The sequence below is a fragment of the Pantoea sp. BS_8 genome (genome assembly GCF_041954965.1).
In the GTDB taxonomy this organism is placed as follows: domain Bacteria; phylum Pseudomonadota; class Gammaproteobacteria; order Enterobacterales; family Enterobacteriaceae; genus Pantoea; species Pantoea stewartii.
Map to the genome: position 1 here is coordinate 1 of NZ_JAVAXU010000008.1, position 13,624 is coordinate 13,624.

General features: G+C 52.2%; 15 protein-coding genes and 1 other annotated feature. Of the genes, 5 read left to right on the forward strand and 10 right to left on the reverse strand.

What is annotated here, in order from left to right; genetic code table 11:
- Positions 1-238 precede the first annotated feature (238 nt).
- The 3 genes from clpB to rluD all read right to left on the reverse strand — a co-directional run bounded on the left by clpB (position 239) and on the right by rluD (position 4,646).
- The gene (gene clpB, locus RAC65_RS14990; RefSeq protein WP_033739502.1) at positions 239-2,812 is read right to left on the reverse strand and encodes an ATP-dependent chaperone ClpB; all 2,574 of its coding nucleotides are present in this window, start codon (positions 2,810-2,812) and stop codon (positions 239-241) included.
- A gap of 125 nt (positions 2,813-2,937) precedes the next feature.
- Complete coding sequence (yfiH, locus tag RAC65_RS14995; protein WP_262959402.1) at positions 2,938-3,669, reverse strand: purine nucleoside phosphorylase YfiH; 732 nt, start codon at positions 3,667-3,669, stop codon at positions 2,938-2,940.
- Complete coding sequence (rluD, locus tag RAC65_RS15000) at positions 3,666-4,646, reverse strand: 23S rRNA pseudouridine(1911/1915/1917) synthase RluD (protein ID WP_006120699.1); 981 nt, start codon at positions 4,644-4,646, stop codon at positions 3,666-3,668. Before rluD ends, yfiH begins: the two co-directional genes overlap by 4 nt.
- Before the next feature lie 129 nt (positions 4,647-4,775).
- Between rluD and bamD the strand changes: the two genes are divergently transcribed.
- From bamD to pheA, 4 genes are all read left to right on the forward strand, one after another.
- The gene (gene bamD, locus RAC65_RS15005) at positions 4,776-5,507 is read left to right on the forward strand and encodes an outer membrane protein assembly factor BamD (RefSeq protein WP_375093903.1); all 732 of its coding nucleotides are present in this window, start codon (positions 4,776-4,778) and stop codon (positions 5,505-5,507) included.
- 276 nt (positions 5,508-5,783) lie between these two features.
- The gene (gene raiA / locus RAC65_RS15010) at positions 5,784-6,116 is read left to right on the forward strand and encodes a ribosome-associated translation inhibitor RaiA (protein ID WP_006120701.1); all 333 of its coding nucleotides are present in this window, start codon (positions 5,784-5,786) and stop codon (positions 6,114-6,116) included.
- 99 nt (positions 6,117-6,215) lie between these two features.
- Positions 6,216-6,339 (forward strand) — a sequence feature (Phe leader region).
- Positions 6,217-6,264: a hypothetical protein gene (locus tag RAC65_RS15015; RefSeq protein WP_193750318.1), complete on the forward strand. Its 48-nt coding sequence runs from the start codon at positions 6,217-6,219 to the stop codon at positions 6,262-6,264. It overlaps the preceding feature by 48 nt.
- Positions 6,340-6,361: 22 nt before the next feature.
- Positions 6,362-7,525 (forward strand): bifunctional chorismate mutase/prephenate dehydratase, encoded by a 1,164-nt coding sequence (pheA, locus tag RAC65_RS15020; RefSeq protein ID WP_033739505.1) that lies wholly within the window; start codon positions 6,362-6,364, stop codon positions 7,523-7,525.
- A 36-nt stretch (positions 7,526-7,561) separates the two neighbouring features.
- On the opposite strand, the gene tyrA is transcribed toward pheA, so the two are convergent.
- Together tyrA and RAC65_RS15030 are read right to left on the reverse strand one after the other, a co-directional pair.
- Positions 7,562-8,683: a bifunctional chorismate mutase/prephenate dehydrogenase gene (tyrA, locus tag RAC65_RS15025; protein WP_006120703.1), complete on the reverse strand. Its 1,122-nt coding sequence runs from the start codon at positions 8,681-8,683 to the stop codon at positions 7,562-7,564.
- A gap of 6 nt (positions 8,684-8,689) precedes the next feature.
- Complete coding sequence (locus tag RAC65_RS15030; protein ID WP_375096846.1) at positions 8,690-9,769, reverse strand: 3-deoxy-7-phosphoheptulonate synthase; 1,080 nt, start codon at positions 9,767-9,769, stop codon at positions 8,690-8,692.
- Positions 9,770-10,053: 284 nt separating this feature from the next.
- Here RAC65_RS15030 and RAC65_RS15035 point away from each other — a divergent pair, with 284 nt between their 5' ends.
- Positions 10,054-10,581: a GNAT family N-acetyltransferase gene (locus tag RAC65_RS15035; protein WP_033739509.1), complete on the forward strand. Its 528-nt coding sequence runs from the start codon at positions 10,054-10,056 to the stop codon at positions 10,579-10,581.
- A 21-nt stretch (positions 10,582-10,602) separates the two neighbouring features.
- Here RAC65_RS15035 and RAC65_RS15040 read toward each other — a convergent pair whose 3' ends face one another.
- The 5 genes from RAC65_RS15040 to rpsP all read right to left on the reverse strand — a co-directional run bounded on the left by RAC65_RS15040 (position 10,603) and on the right by rpsP (position 13,558).
- Entirely contained in the window at positions 10,603-11,157 is a 555-nt protein-coding gene (locus RAC65_RS15040; RefSeq protein ID WP_033739511.1) for a hypothetical protein, read from the reverse strand.
- Between the two features lie 398 nt (positions 11,158-11,555).
- Positions 11,556-11,903 carry a 50S ribosomal protein L19 gene (gene rplS / locus RAC65_RS15045; protein WP_006120707.1) on the reverse strand — a complete coding sequence of 116 codons (348 nt, stop codon included), beginning with the start codon at positions 11,901-11,903 and terminating at the stop codon, positions 11,556-11,558.
- Between the two features lie 42 nt (positions 11,904-11,945).
- Positions 11,946-12,707, reverse strand: a complete 762-nt coding sequence (trmD, locus tag RAC65_RS15050) for a tRNA (guanosine(37)-N1)-methyltransferase TrmD (RefSeq protein WP_050504850.1) — start codon at positions 12,705-12,707, stop codon at positions 11,946-11,948.
- A 35-nt stretch (positions 12,708-12,742) separates the two neighbouring features.
- Positions 12,743-13,291 carry a ribosome maturation factor RimM gene (rimM, locus tag RAC65_RS15055; protein ID WP_006120709.1) on the reverse strand — a complete coding sequence of 183 codons (549 nt, stop codon included), beginning with the start codon at positions 13,289-13,291 and terminating at the stop codon, positions 12,743-12,745.
- An 18-nt stretch (positions 13,292-13,309) separates the two neighbouring features.
- Positions 13,310-13,558, reverse strand: a complete 249-nt coding sequence (rpsP, locus tag RAC65_RS15060; RefSeq protein WP_033739514.1) for a 30S ribosomal protein S16 — start codon at positions 13,556-13,558, stop codon at positions 13,310-13,312.
- Positions 13,559-13,624: the final 66 nt, after the last annotated feature.

Here is a 13,624-nt window from a genome sequence, read left to right on the forward strand (position 1 = left end):
GAGAAGTTTTTCTCCGGCGAAAACTCCGGGGAGTTCTCTGCTGAACACCGCATTCCGTAAGCCGTTGTGCCGTGTCAGTGGAGGCGCATTATAGGCAAATATTTTGGGCTGGCAAGGGGGTAATTCAAAGAAACCTCTCAACCGCTCACTTTCCAGGCAAACCGTCGCAGAAACCACCAATCCGGCCCGTTTCAGAAACAAAAAACGGGCATTACGCCCGTTTTTAACAGAGACAACCTTACTGATGTGCCGTAATGACGTCGTCTTTGACATCCATTTCTATCACTTTTCCCGGAACCAGTTGTCCGGAAAGGATCTGCTGTGCCAGCGGATTCTCTATCTGTTGCTGGATAGCGCGTTTCAGTGGACGCGCACCGTACACCGGATCATAACCGTTCTCACCCAGCAGCTTGATCGCGGCATCAGAGATATGCAGCTGATAACCGCGATCCTCCAGACGTTTGTACAACCGTTGCAGCTGAATCTGTGCGATAGAGGCAATGTGTTTTTCACCCAGAGGATGGAACACCACCACCTCATCAATACGGTTAACAAATTCAGGACGGAAGTGCTGTCCTACCACACCCATGACAACCCCCTTCATTTCGGCGTAGTTCAGATTGCCGAAACGTTCCTGAATCAGATCGGAGCCCAGGTTCGAGGTCATGATTACCACCGTGTTGCGGAAATCAACGGTGCGACCTTGCCCATCCGTTAACCGGCCATCATCCAGCACCTGCAGCAGGATATTGAAGACATCGGGATGCGCCTTCTCTATCTCATCCAGCAGAATCACCGAATACGGACGACGGCGAACCGCCTCGGTCAGATAGCCGCCTTCTTCATAGCCAACGTAGCCCGGAGGTGCCCCCACCAGCCGCGATACCGAGTGTTTCTCCATAAATTCAGACATGTCGATACGGACCATCGCATCGTCACTGTCAAACAGGAAGTTAGCCAGCGATTTACACAACTCGGTTTTACCCACACCCGTTGGGCCGAGGAACAGGAATGACCCGACAGGACGGTTTGGATCGGCCAGACCCGCACGGCTACGACGAATGGCATTGGACACCGCTTCGACGGCTTCATCCTGTCCGATAACGCGTGAGTGGAGCTCCTGTTCCATTCGCAGCAGTTTGTCTCGCTCCCCTTCCATCATGCGGGCAACCGGAATACCGGTCCAGCGCGCCAGCACATCGGCAATTTCCACATCTGTCACGCGATTGCGCAGCAGCTTCATGGTTTTGCCTTCAGACTGGGTGGCAGAAGCCAGTTGTTTTTCCAGCGCCGGGATTTTGCCGTACTGCAGCTCAGACATCTGCGCCAAATCACCAGAGCGACGCGCCTGCTCAAGCTGGAGGCGTGCCTGTTCCAGCTCCGCTTTAATATTCTGCGTACCGGTTAATGAGGCTTTTTCCGCTTTCCACTCTTCTTCCAGCTCAGCATATTCACGCTCTTTCTGATTCAGCTCCGCTTCGAGCATCTCCAGACGTTTCACGCTGGCATCATCAGACTCTTTCTTCAGCGCCTGCTGTTCCAGTTTCAACTGAATAATGCGCCGCTCCAGTCGATCCAGTGCCTCTGGTTTGGAGTCAATCTGCATACGAATGCTGGATGCCGCTTCATCGATCAGGTCAATCGCCTTATCGGGTAACTGACGATCGGCGATATAGCGGTGAGAAAGCGTGGCCGCCGCAACGATAGCCGGGTCAGTAATCTGTACATGATGGTGCAACTCATAGCGCTCTTTTAACCCGCGCAAAATGGCGATGGTATCTTCAACGCTTGGCTCTGCGACAAACACTTTCTGGAAACGACGCTCCAGTGCCGCATCCTTCTCAATGTACTGGCGATATTCATCCAGCGTGGTGGCACCGACGCAGTGCAGCTCACCACGTGCCAGTGCCGGCTTCAGCATATTACCGGCATCCATTGCGCCGTCCGCTTTGCCTGCGCCCACCATGGTATGTAACTCATCGATAAACAGGATGACGTTGCCTTCCTGTTTGGCCAGGTCGCTGAGTACGCCTTTCAGGCGCTCCTCGAATTCACCCCGGTATTTTGCCCCTGCCACCAGCGCGCCCATATCCAGCGCCAGTACACGGCGACCTTTCAGCCCTTCCGGCACTTCGCCATTGATAATGCGTTGGGCCAGCCCTTCAACAATGGCGGTCTTACCTACGCCGGGCTCACCGATTAACACAGGGTTATTTTTAGTACGGCGCTGCAATACCTGGATGGTACGGCGAATTTCCTCATCACGACCAATCACCGGATCCAGCTTGCCTTTCTCGGCACGCTCAGTGAGATCGATTGTGTATTTCTTTAACGCCTGACGCTGATCTTCAGCACCCTGATCGTTCACGTTGTCACCTCCACGAAGTTGTTCTATCGCTTTGGTGAGCTTGTCGTTAGTGGCACCCGCAGACTTCAGAATGTCTGCCAGCGAGCCACGTGAATCCAGGGCTGCCAAAACAAATAATTCAGATGAGATAAAGTTGTCATTGCGCTTCTGTGCCAGCTTGTCGCACAGATTAAGCACTCTGATCAGGTCGGCAGAAGGTTGCACGTCGCCGTCGCTGCCTTCCACCTGGGGCAGACGATCGATAGCCTGGTCAATCTGCGTACGCAGAGAGGCCACGTCTATGCCGGTAGAGGACAACAGCGGAGCGACCGATCCCCCTTCCTGTTTGAGCAGTGCGCTCATCAGATGTAAAGGTTCGATAAACTGGTTGTCGTGTCCCAATGCCAGAGACTGCGCGTCGGAGAGAGCAAGTTGAAATTTATTAGTAAGACGATCCAGACGCATAATTCCTCCCATTACAGGTCAAATGCTACTGGAGATTAAAATGAGGTCATCCCTCAAGTTTTCAAGGATAATGACCTGAGATATGAGTAAAAAATGCACTGCCTGGATCGTCTTATGGCGTAAGACTATAACAGCCAAATTAAAGTTGCCATACGCCCGGTGATCCTGTCCCGGCGGTAGGAGAAGAAATTGTCGGGTTCACTGAAGGTGCAGCGTGAATCTGCACTGACAGACTGGACCCCTGCGGCCTGCAGGCGTTGTCGGGCCAGATGCCAGATATCGGCAAAAAATTTATCTCCGACGGGGCGGAATGCATCCGCCGCACGCGGATCAATGTCCATGAATGCACGACGAACCTCCGCGCCGACTTCAAAAGCATCAGGACCGATCGCCGGCCCCAGCCAGGCATGGATTCTGTCGGGCGGCGCCTGAAACTGCGCCAGCGTATTTTCCAGCACGCCGCCACAAAGCCCACGCCATCCGGCATGTGCAGCGGCCACTTCACGCCCATCGTCAGAACAAAACAGCACGGGCAGGCAGTCAGCGGTCATCACAGCACAAACTACGCCCGGCTCACGCGTTATGCAGGCATCGGCTTGCCGCGGCTGAGGATCCATGCGGGCAGAGAGATGTTCAACGTCAGTTGAATGCACCTGATTCAGCCATTGCGGCATCGCGGGCAACGCCGCAAGCGAGACCAGTCGCTCACGGTTAGCACGAACATGTTCTGCTTTATCACCGACATGGCCCCCGAGATTCAGCGAGCACCAGTTTCCCTCACTGACGCCACCGTGGCGTAATGTCGAGACAGCTCGCACCTGCGCTGGCGCAGGCCATTTTGGGATAATCAGACTCATAACCAGTCCAGTTGATCCTTGAACATCTCTGTGTCGGCTTTCAGCGCGTCAATCAGATCGATCATATCCTGCGGAATGGCCGCATGAAACTCCATCTCAATACCCGAGATAGGATGATAAAGACGGAGCATCGTGGCGTGCAGTGCCTGACGATCAAAACCGCGTAAGGTCGCGATAAATTCTTCAGACGCGCCTTTTGGCGGACGCGGCCGGCCACCGTAGAGCGGATCGCCCACCAGCGGATGATTAATATGCGACATATGCACGCGAATCTGGTGCGTACGGCCGGTTTCCAGTCGCAGACGAAGCCGCGTATGGGCGCGGAAATGCTCCATAATGCGATAATGGGTCACAGCGGGTTTACCCATTGGATGCACGGACATATGCGTACGTTTCGTCGAGTGACGGCTAATCGGTTCATCCACCGTTCCCCCCGCCGTCATGGTGCCAATGGCCACCGCCTCATATTCACGCGTAATTTCACGACGCTGCAGGGCATCAACTAAATGCGTCTGCGCCGGTACGGTCTTCGCCACCACCATCAAACCGGTGGTGTCTTTATCCAGACGATGGACAATACCCGCACGCGGAACGTCCACAATGGCGGGATAGTGATGCAGTAGTGCATTCAGTACCGTACCGTCGGGATTTCCCGCCCCAGGATGGACAACCAGGTCACGTGGTTTATTGATGACGATAATATCTTCGTCTTCGTATACGATATCCAGCGGGATGTCCTGGGGTTCCCAGCGCTGCTCCTCTTCGATCTCTGCATCAATCGTGACGCGCTCGCCGCCAAGCACTTTCTCTTTCGGCTTATCAATGACAGTGCCGTTAACACTGACGCGCTGGTTGAGAATCCACTCTTTTATGCGGGAACGTGAATAATCAGGGAACAATTCCGCCAAAGTCTGATCTAAACGTTGTCCGAGTTGTGACTCGGATACCGTTGCGGTGAGTTGAACTTGTTGTGCCATATACAGCTTCTTCGTTAACGTTGGGTTTTACGGCGATGCCGTTTAATATAATGTGCTATCGTACCTGGTCATTACCGGGAGCTATACGGACAGCTTCCGCCATAACATTTTGAGGATAATCACTTCGTCATGACGCGTATGAAATATCTGGTGGCTGCAGCCACACTGAGCCTGGCACTTGTTGGTTGTTCCGGCTCAAATGACGCGGTACCGGACAACCCGCCTTCTGAAATCTATGCTACAGCGCAACAAAAGCTGCAGGACGGTAACTTTAAAGCGGCGATTAAGCAACTGGAAGCGCTGGATAATCGTTACCCGTTCGGTCCCTATTCGCAGCAGGTTCAGTTGGATTTGATCTACGCGTACTATAAAAATGCCGATCTGCCCATGGCGCAGGCGGCGATCAGTCGCTTTATGCGTTTGAATCCTACGCACCCTAATATCGATTACGTCATCTATATGAAAGGTCTGACGGATATGGCGCTGGACGATTCAGCATTGCAGGGCTTTTTTGGCATTGACCGTTCGGACCGTGATCCTACGCATGCGCGCGATGCTTTCCGCGACTTTGCACAGCTGCTGCGCAGTTACCCGAACAGCCAGTATGCCGCTGATGCTTACAAGCGTCAGGTCTTCCTGAAAGATCGTCTGGCTAAATATGAACTCTCGGTGGCGCAATTCTATACCAAGCGCGGGGCTTATGTCGCGGTCGTTAACCGTGTTGAAGGCATGATGCGCGATTATCCTGATACGCAGGCGACCCACGACGCGCTTCCGCTGATGGAAAATGCCTACCGTCAACTGCAGTTGAATGCAGAGGCCGATAAAGTGGCAAAAATTATCGCCGCCAATAACAGTTAATCAGCCTTCCTTTCCCGAAACAAAAAAAGCAGCCCTGAGGCTGCTTTTTTTTGCGCACAGAACAGGCAATATTGACACGTTGCCGCTGAGCTAACCTGTCAACAATGCCTTGTTAATGCCCTGGCTTCAAGCCTTTTCGACCACATTCTCGCCCTTTCTCACAATTTGCCCTGGTTGACAAAAAGTGACATTTTTTTGTGATCAAAATCACACAAATACAGAATTATCGCGCTATGCTGGATCTATTCCGACGGCAATCACAGAGAGGTAAGCATAATGATCGTGAACATTACCAGTAAGCAAATGGAAATTACTCCAGCCATCCGTGAACACGTCGAAGACCGCCTTGCCAAGCTTGAGAAATGGCAAACTGACCTGATTAATCCGCATATCGTCCTGTCGAAAGAGTCCAAAGAGTTTGTGGCAGACGCGACCATTAACACACCAAACGGTACCCTGGTCGCCAGTGCCAAACATGACGACATGTACACCGCTATCAATGATTTGATCGGCAAACTTGAGCGCCAACTCAATAAAGTCCAACACAAACCTGAAGCGCGGCGTGCGGCCAGCAGCGTGAAAGATTTCACGCCAGCAGCCGAAGAGTAGCCTCATCCCCGCTTTTCTGACGCGCCTCCGGGCGCGTTTTTTGTTGACAGCTTTTCGTGAGTACGGTTACTCTCAGGTCAGCTCAATTTTGGAACGCCTCATGAAAATACTGTCGTTTTTCTTCGCTTTCTTTTTTACCTTCCCCTGAACGGGAGGCCATTCGTCGTGTAAAAAGAAAGCGAAGACGAACAACAAAGCCTCCCAATCGGGAGGCTTTTTTATTGGATAGCTTACAGGTGAGCCTTATGACCCCGGACAATCCGCTTCTGGCGCTGCGTGAAAAAATCAGCGCCGTGGACGAAAAACTACTGACGTTACTTGCCGAACGGCGTTTGCTGGCTGTGGAGGTGGCAGAAGCGAAACTCGCCACCCATCGTCCTGTCCGTGATATCGAACGTGAGCGCGCGCTGATCGAACACCTTATTGTGCTGGGCAAAAAGCATCAGTTAGATGCGCATTACATTACCCGTCTGTTTCAGTTAGTCATTGAAGACTCTGTGCTGACACAGCAGGCATTGCTGCAAAAGAACCTGAACCATCCGCATGCACAGGCTGCGCGCATCGCGTTTTTAGGGCCAAAGGGCTCTTATTCTCATCTGGCTGCGCGACAGTATGCTGCCCGCCATTTCGACAGCATGGTGGAATGCGGTTGCCTGAAATTCCACGACATTATTAAACAGGTTGAGAACAACGCGGCAGACTACGCTGTCCTGCCCATCGAAAACACCAGTTCCGGCTCCATCAATGATGTTTATGACCTGCTTCAACAGACCAATTTGTCGATTGTCGGTGAAATGACGTTGCCCATTGAGCACTGCATGCTGGTGAGCGGCCCGAGCGACCTGGAACAAATCGAAACGGTTTACAGCCACCCACAGCCTTTCCAGCAGTCCAGCCACTTTATCAACCGTTTTCCACACTGGAATATTGTTTACACAGAAAGTACCGCCGCCGCGATGGAAAAAGTGGCCGCGCTCAACTCGCCGAAGGTTGCGGCTATCGGCAGTGAGGCCGGAGGTGAGCTTTATCAGTTACGCGTGCTTGAGCGCCATCTGGCTAACCAGCAGCAGAACCATACTCGCTTTATTGTTCTGGCACGCAAACCTATTGATGTCTCCGATCAGATTTCGGCCAAAACCACGCTGATCATGGCAACCGGTCAACAGGCAGGTGCACTGGTTGACGCCCTTTTGGTCCTGCGCCAGCACAATCTCATCATGAGCAAGCTGGAATCCCGTCCAATTAACGGCAATCCCTGGGAAGAGATGTTTTATCTGGATGTGCAGGGTAATTTGCAGTCTGAGAAAATGCAGCAGGCACTGGAAGAACTTCGCGCCATGACGCGTTCACTGAAAGTTCTTGGCTGCTATCCCAGTGAGAATGTGATTCCTGTGGAACCCAAGCAATAGAAATGAAAAAGGCATCCGGTTGGATGCCTTTTGCTTTTAAGGACGGCTGTCGTTAGCCGATCGCAGTAAGCTTCTGCTTTCAACCAAAAAGCGTTTTGCGTGATCGCCAAACCAGGCCTCAACCCGATTGAAGCTGGCGATAAAGGCGTGCTTATCGCCTTGTTCCAGCAAAGCAATCGCTTCGCCAAATCGCTGATAATACCGCTTGATAAGATTCAGGTTATTTTCAGACGACATGATGATATCCGCATAGAGCTGGGGATCCTGAGCAAACAGGCGCCCAACCATTGCCAGCTCCAGCCGGTAGATAGGCGATGACAACGCCAGCAGTTGGTCAAGATTGACGTTCTCTTCCGCCAGATGCAGCCCATAAGCAAACGTCGCAAAATGGCGCAGGGCCTGAATAAAGGCCATGTTCTGATCGTGCTCTTCCGCACCGATACGATGAAGGCGCGCGCCCCAGACCTGGATCTGCTCCAGAAACCACTGGTAGGCTTCCGGTTGTCGCCCATCACACCAGACCACAACCTGCTTGGCCAGGCTGCCGCTGTCAGGCCCAAACATTGGATGCAGACCCAATACTGGCCCGCGATGTGCGGCCAGCATCGCCTGCAAAGGGCGATGTTTAACCGAGGCAAGATCCACCAGAATGCAGTCATCCGGCAAGGGAGGAAGCCGGTTAATCACCGCCTCTGTCAGATGAATAGGGACACTGATCATCACCATACCGGCATCCGCCAGCAATGTATCCGCCTTGTCCCAGTCATCTTTGTCCAGCGTCTTTACCGCATAGCCAGACAACGTCAGCATTTTATTGAACAGGCGCCCCATCTGCCCTTCACCGCCGATAATCACGATTGGGCGAAGCGCAGGACACAATGTTTTAAAACCTTTATCGTTTTCGCTGGCGTAAGATTCACGCATCACCCGGCGTAATACGTCTTCGATCAAGTCCGCAGGAACACCAAGGGCCTCAGCTTCTTTACGACGCGACGCCAGCATCGATGCTTCACGTTCAGGGACATAGACCGGCAAACCATGGCGGCTTTTGACTTCACCCACTTCAGCGACCAGTTCCAGACGTTTTGCCAGCAGATCCAGTAAAGCTTTATCTACCGTATCAATTTGTTCACGTAATGCGTTTAGTTCCGCGACCATTACCTATCAGACCTCGTGTGAAAAACGCGCCGCCAGCGCCCCTTGTAGCTCATGATGCATGCCACGCAGTAAATCTTCGGTAACCTGCCAGTTGATGCAGGCATCCGTGACGGAAACACCGTACTTCATCTCGCTGCGCGGCTGCTCAGAAGACTGGTTGCCTTCATGGATGTGACTTTCCAGCATCAAGCCAATAATTGAGTGGTTACCTTGTTTGATTTGCGCAACGGCAGATTCCGCTACACCGGGCTGACGGCGGTAATCTTTATCGGAGTTACCATGGCTGCAATCTATCATTAAGGCCGGACGGAGTCCCGCTTTTAGCATGGCGGCTTCGCACTTCGCCACATCTTCAGGGCTGTAGTTGGGCGCTTTTCCTCCGCGTAAAATGACGTGGCCATCCGGGTTACCCTGCGTTTGCAGCAGGCAGACCTGGCCCGACTGATTGATCCCGACAAACCGGTGAGGCATCGCCGCCGCACGCATGGCATTAATCGCGGTGCCCAGGCTGCCATCAGTCCCGTTTTTGAAGCCAACCGGCATGGAGAGTCCTGACGCCATCTCACGGTGCGTTTGCGATTCCGTTGTACGCGCACCGATCGCCGACCAGCTGAAGAGATCGCCCAGATACTGTGGGCTGTTAGGATCCAGCGCTTCCGTAGCTAAAGGCAGGCCCATGTCGACCAGATTAACCAGCAATTCACGTGCAATGTGCAGCCCTGCTTCCATATCAAATGAGTTATCCATGTAAGGATCGTTGATCAACCCCTTCCAGCCAACGGTTGTGCGGGGTTTCTCAAAGTAGACGCGCATAACAAGATAGAGTTGATCACTCACCGTTTCGGAAAGGGTTTTTAAACGACGCGCATAATCAAGAGCGGCTTCTGTGTCATGAATAGAGCAAGGACCGCACACCACTAACAGGCGTGGATCGCGACCGGCAATGATATCGGCAATGGTCTGGCGCGATGCCGCAATTTGCGCCTGCTGCGCAGGGCTTAACGGAAACTTGGTTTTCAGCTCTTCAGGGGTGATCAACACTTGTTCATTCGCAATGTGAACATTGTTTAGCGCGTCTTTTTGCATCTTGCTGTCCTTTACACTCATTTATGCGTTTACAGGATCCTCACAGAGGATGTGACACTACTGTACCATAACTGATACACGCAACAACGCTGGATGTACACTTTATTTACCACTACCCATAAAAGCCTTGGCAAAATAAATTAAATACCAATAAAAACAAGATATTAATAAAAGACAAATGAACTCAGAAGCCGCTGAATATGTAAACTTTAATATACACAAAAGAATTTTACGTGGCGGTATCGCCTGTTAAGATAAGCGCATTCCCACAGAGAGGCAGAAATATGGTTCAGATCCCACCAACAATCCGGCTACGTCCTTTTCAGTTAAACGATGTCGAGGCATTTACCGCGGCGGTAAATGCCTCACTTGATACCCTTTTGCCCTGGATGAGCTGGGCACACGAAAACTATCAGCCTCATGAGGCCGAAAGCTGGATTCGCTTTACCCACTTACAACGGGCGGTACGAGAATCAGAAGAGTTTGCGATTGTGGATGCGCAGGATCGTCTGTTAGGCGGTGCTGGTTTTCGTTTTGCCAGCGAGCCGGGCGCGTTGTGTTCCCTCGGTTACTGGGTGCGCAGCGATGCACAGCGCCAGGGCGTGGCTACGCAGGCGGTGAAATTATTACTGGAATTTGGCTTTGCGCGGCCGGATGTGCAGACAATCGAACTGCTGGCGGTGGAGAACAACTATGCCAGCCGGCGAGTGGCAGAAAAAAGCGGTGGGCGCTTTATCGATTACCGTTATGGCTTAATTGTCCTGGACAGCGGGCCAGTAAACGCGGCGATCTATCATTTTCAGCGCCCCTGATGTCAGGTCAGCCGGGCGTTCTCAGAGGCTATAAGCCTCAACATAAGCGATAAGCCAGTCGTCAACGGTCATGCTTTCATTTGTCCGCCAGACAATAACCATGCCGTACTCAATCCGGTCCAGTTCGAATGCGCGTAACTCTCTGTAAAAATGACTATAACCTTTAATAAATCGCCCATCGCAGGATTCCACATCGACGCGTTGGTAAACGACCTTGCCCTCATAGTCAAAATAACTGAAGCCGATCTCTTTCATGTTCAGCCAGGGCATATCCACATCGACTAACGGGATATGCGGCTTAACTGCCGTGGCTTTCTGCTTCTTACGCGCCATTTCCTTTCTGTGTTCACGGCCAGCCCAGACAATGATGAGGTTCAGCGCCACCAGAATCAGGGCCGGACCATATAATCCAATGGCGAGAAACAGGGGAAACAACACGAACACCATGAGGGACCACAGCACGGTCAGAATGCGGCAAAGCCATAGATTGCTGTTGCCTTCCAGCGCATAGCGGGCTGAACGAAATGAGGCGATGGAAAGTAAAAATCCAGAAAGAAAAAAAAGAGCGTCCTTCACAACCTGTCCTTATGATAATGCGCACCTTCCCGGGCAACCCCTCTCATGGGCGAGACGACGAAAATCGGGGAGGCAGTATTTATGCAGCCGCTCATGACAGCGTGCTTTTATTTTGCAGTACGGCCCTGTCTTCAACGCGCGAACGGCGGGACACATGTTACCTGAAAACACCGGCAGAGACGCCATCCCTTGCTGACGGGAGTGATCGTGATCGTCCTTCACGCCGGGATTCGTCATCCTAAACGACAATCCGCCCTGTCAGGCCGACAGACCCGGACTGCGGGCTGCATCGGGTAAGTCTTTTCTGTAAAAGCGTTTCTCTGGCAATAAAAAAAGGGGCTGGCATGCTGCCAACCCCTTGTTTGCTATTAACTTTTAGATGTCGCGTTAGCGATACCTTAGCTAAGACGCTCTTTGATACGAGCAGACTTACCAGTACGCTCACGCAGGTAGTACAGTTTGGCTTTACGCACAGCGCCACGACGTTTAACAGCGATGCTGTCAATTACCGGAGAGTGAGTCTGGAAGACACGCTCAACGCCTTCGCCGTTAGAAATTTTGCGAACAGTGAATGCAGAGTGCAGACCGCGGTTACGAATAGCGATAACCACGCCCTCGAATGCCTGCAGACGTTTTTTAGAACCTTCAACGACCCATACTTTCACTTCCACGGTATCACCCGGACGGAAGGAAGGTACGTCCTGTTTCATCTGCTCTTGTTCAATTTGCTTAATAATGTTGCTCATAATTAAATCTCTTATCCTGGGTAAACTGATAGTCAGGGAAGATTACTCTTCCGCATCATCGTTTTGTTGCTGGTGTTCCTGTTGGAACGCCTTAAGCAACCTTGCTTGCTCTTCAGTCAGAGCCAGGTTTTCCAGAAGTTCAGGTCTTCTCAGCCAGGTACGGCCTAGCGACTGTTTCAGGCGCCACTGGCGAATATCGGCATGGTTGCCCGACAGTAATACTGGCGGAACCTCCATCCCTTCTAACACTTCAGGTCGGGTATAGTGTGGACAATCCAGCAATCCCTCCGAGAACGAATCCTCATCGGCTGACGCCTGCTTGCCGAGTACTCCCGGAATGAACCGGGCGACTGCGTCAATCATCGTCATTGCGGGCAGTTCCCCACCGCTGAGAACGTAATCACCGATTGACCATTCTTCATCAATTTCGGTCTGGATTACGCGCTCATCAATCCCTTCATAGCGGCCACAAACAAGAATTAACTTGTCGCGTGACGCCAGTTCGCAAACGCCCTGTTGGTCCAGTTTGCGCCCCTGAGGTGAAAGATATATCACCCTGGCACCCTCTCCCGCCGCTGCTTTCGCTGCGGAGATGGCATCCCGTAAAGGTTGTACCATCATCAGCATTCCCGGTCCGCCACCATAAGGACGATCGTCCACAGTACGGTGCCGGTCGTGCGTGAAGTCACGTGGACTCCAGCTTTGAACGCTGAGCAGGCCATTTTTTACTGCCCGGCCAGTTACCCCGTAATCGGTAATAGCGCGAAACATTTCTGGAAACAGGCTAATTACACCAATCCACATTGTTTTCGCCGTTACGTTACCGTTTGATTCGGAGATCAAAAACCAGGATCCCAATCTACTTCAATAAGGCCAGTAGCGAGATCGACTTTCTTGATAACCTGTTCATCAAGAAACGGAATTAACCGCTCCTGTACACCAAACGCATCTTTCAGGTTTGCCTTCACGACGAGAACGTCGTTCGAACCGGTTTCCATCATATCGATGACTTTACCCAACTCGTAGCCTTCAACGTTGACCACCTTGCAACCCATCAGGTCTTTCCAGTAGTACTCACCGTTTTCCAGCGCAGGCAGTTGCGTAGAGTCGACCTGAATTTCGCAATTGGTCAACTGTGCCGCCGCATCCCGATCGTCAATGCCTTTGACTTTGATGATCAGGTCCTGATTGTGGTGCTTCCAACTATCCAGTTCCACCTGCTGCCATTTACCGGCGCGCTGGATAAACCAGGGTTGGTAGTCAAAGATGCTTTCAGCGTCTTCAGTGGAGGAAAACACTTTGAGCCAGCCGCGAATGCCGTATGCAGCGCCCATTTTGCCCAATACAATCGGGTTAACAGGTGCCTGTGCGGCAAGTTGTCTGCTCATGCTCACCACCGTGACAGATTAAGCTGCTTTCTTTGCTTCTTTGATCAGCGCGTTAACGCGATCAGAAAGCGTTGCGCCCTGGCCAACCCAGTGCTCGATACGATCCAGATCCAGACGCAGTGCTTCAGCCTGACCAGAAGCGATCGGGTTGAAGAAACCTACGCGCTCGATGAAGCGACCGTTGCGTGCATTGCGGCTGTCAGTAACGACGACCTGATAGAACGGACGCTTTTTAGCGCCGTGACGTGCCAAACGAATTGTTACCATAACATCCTCTTCAGTTAATAAAACACCCGGCCCCCATCGAGGAACGGGGTCCGGGTGCTGTATAAA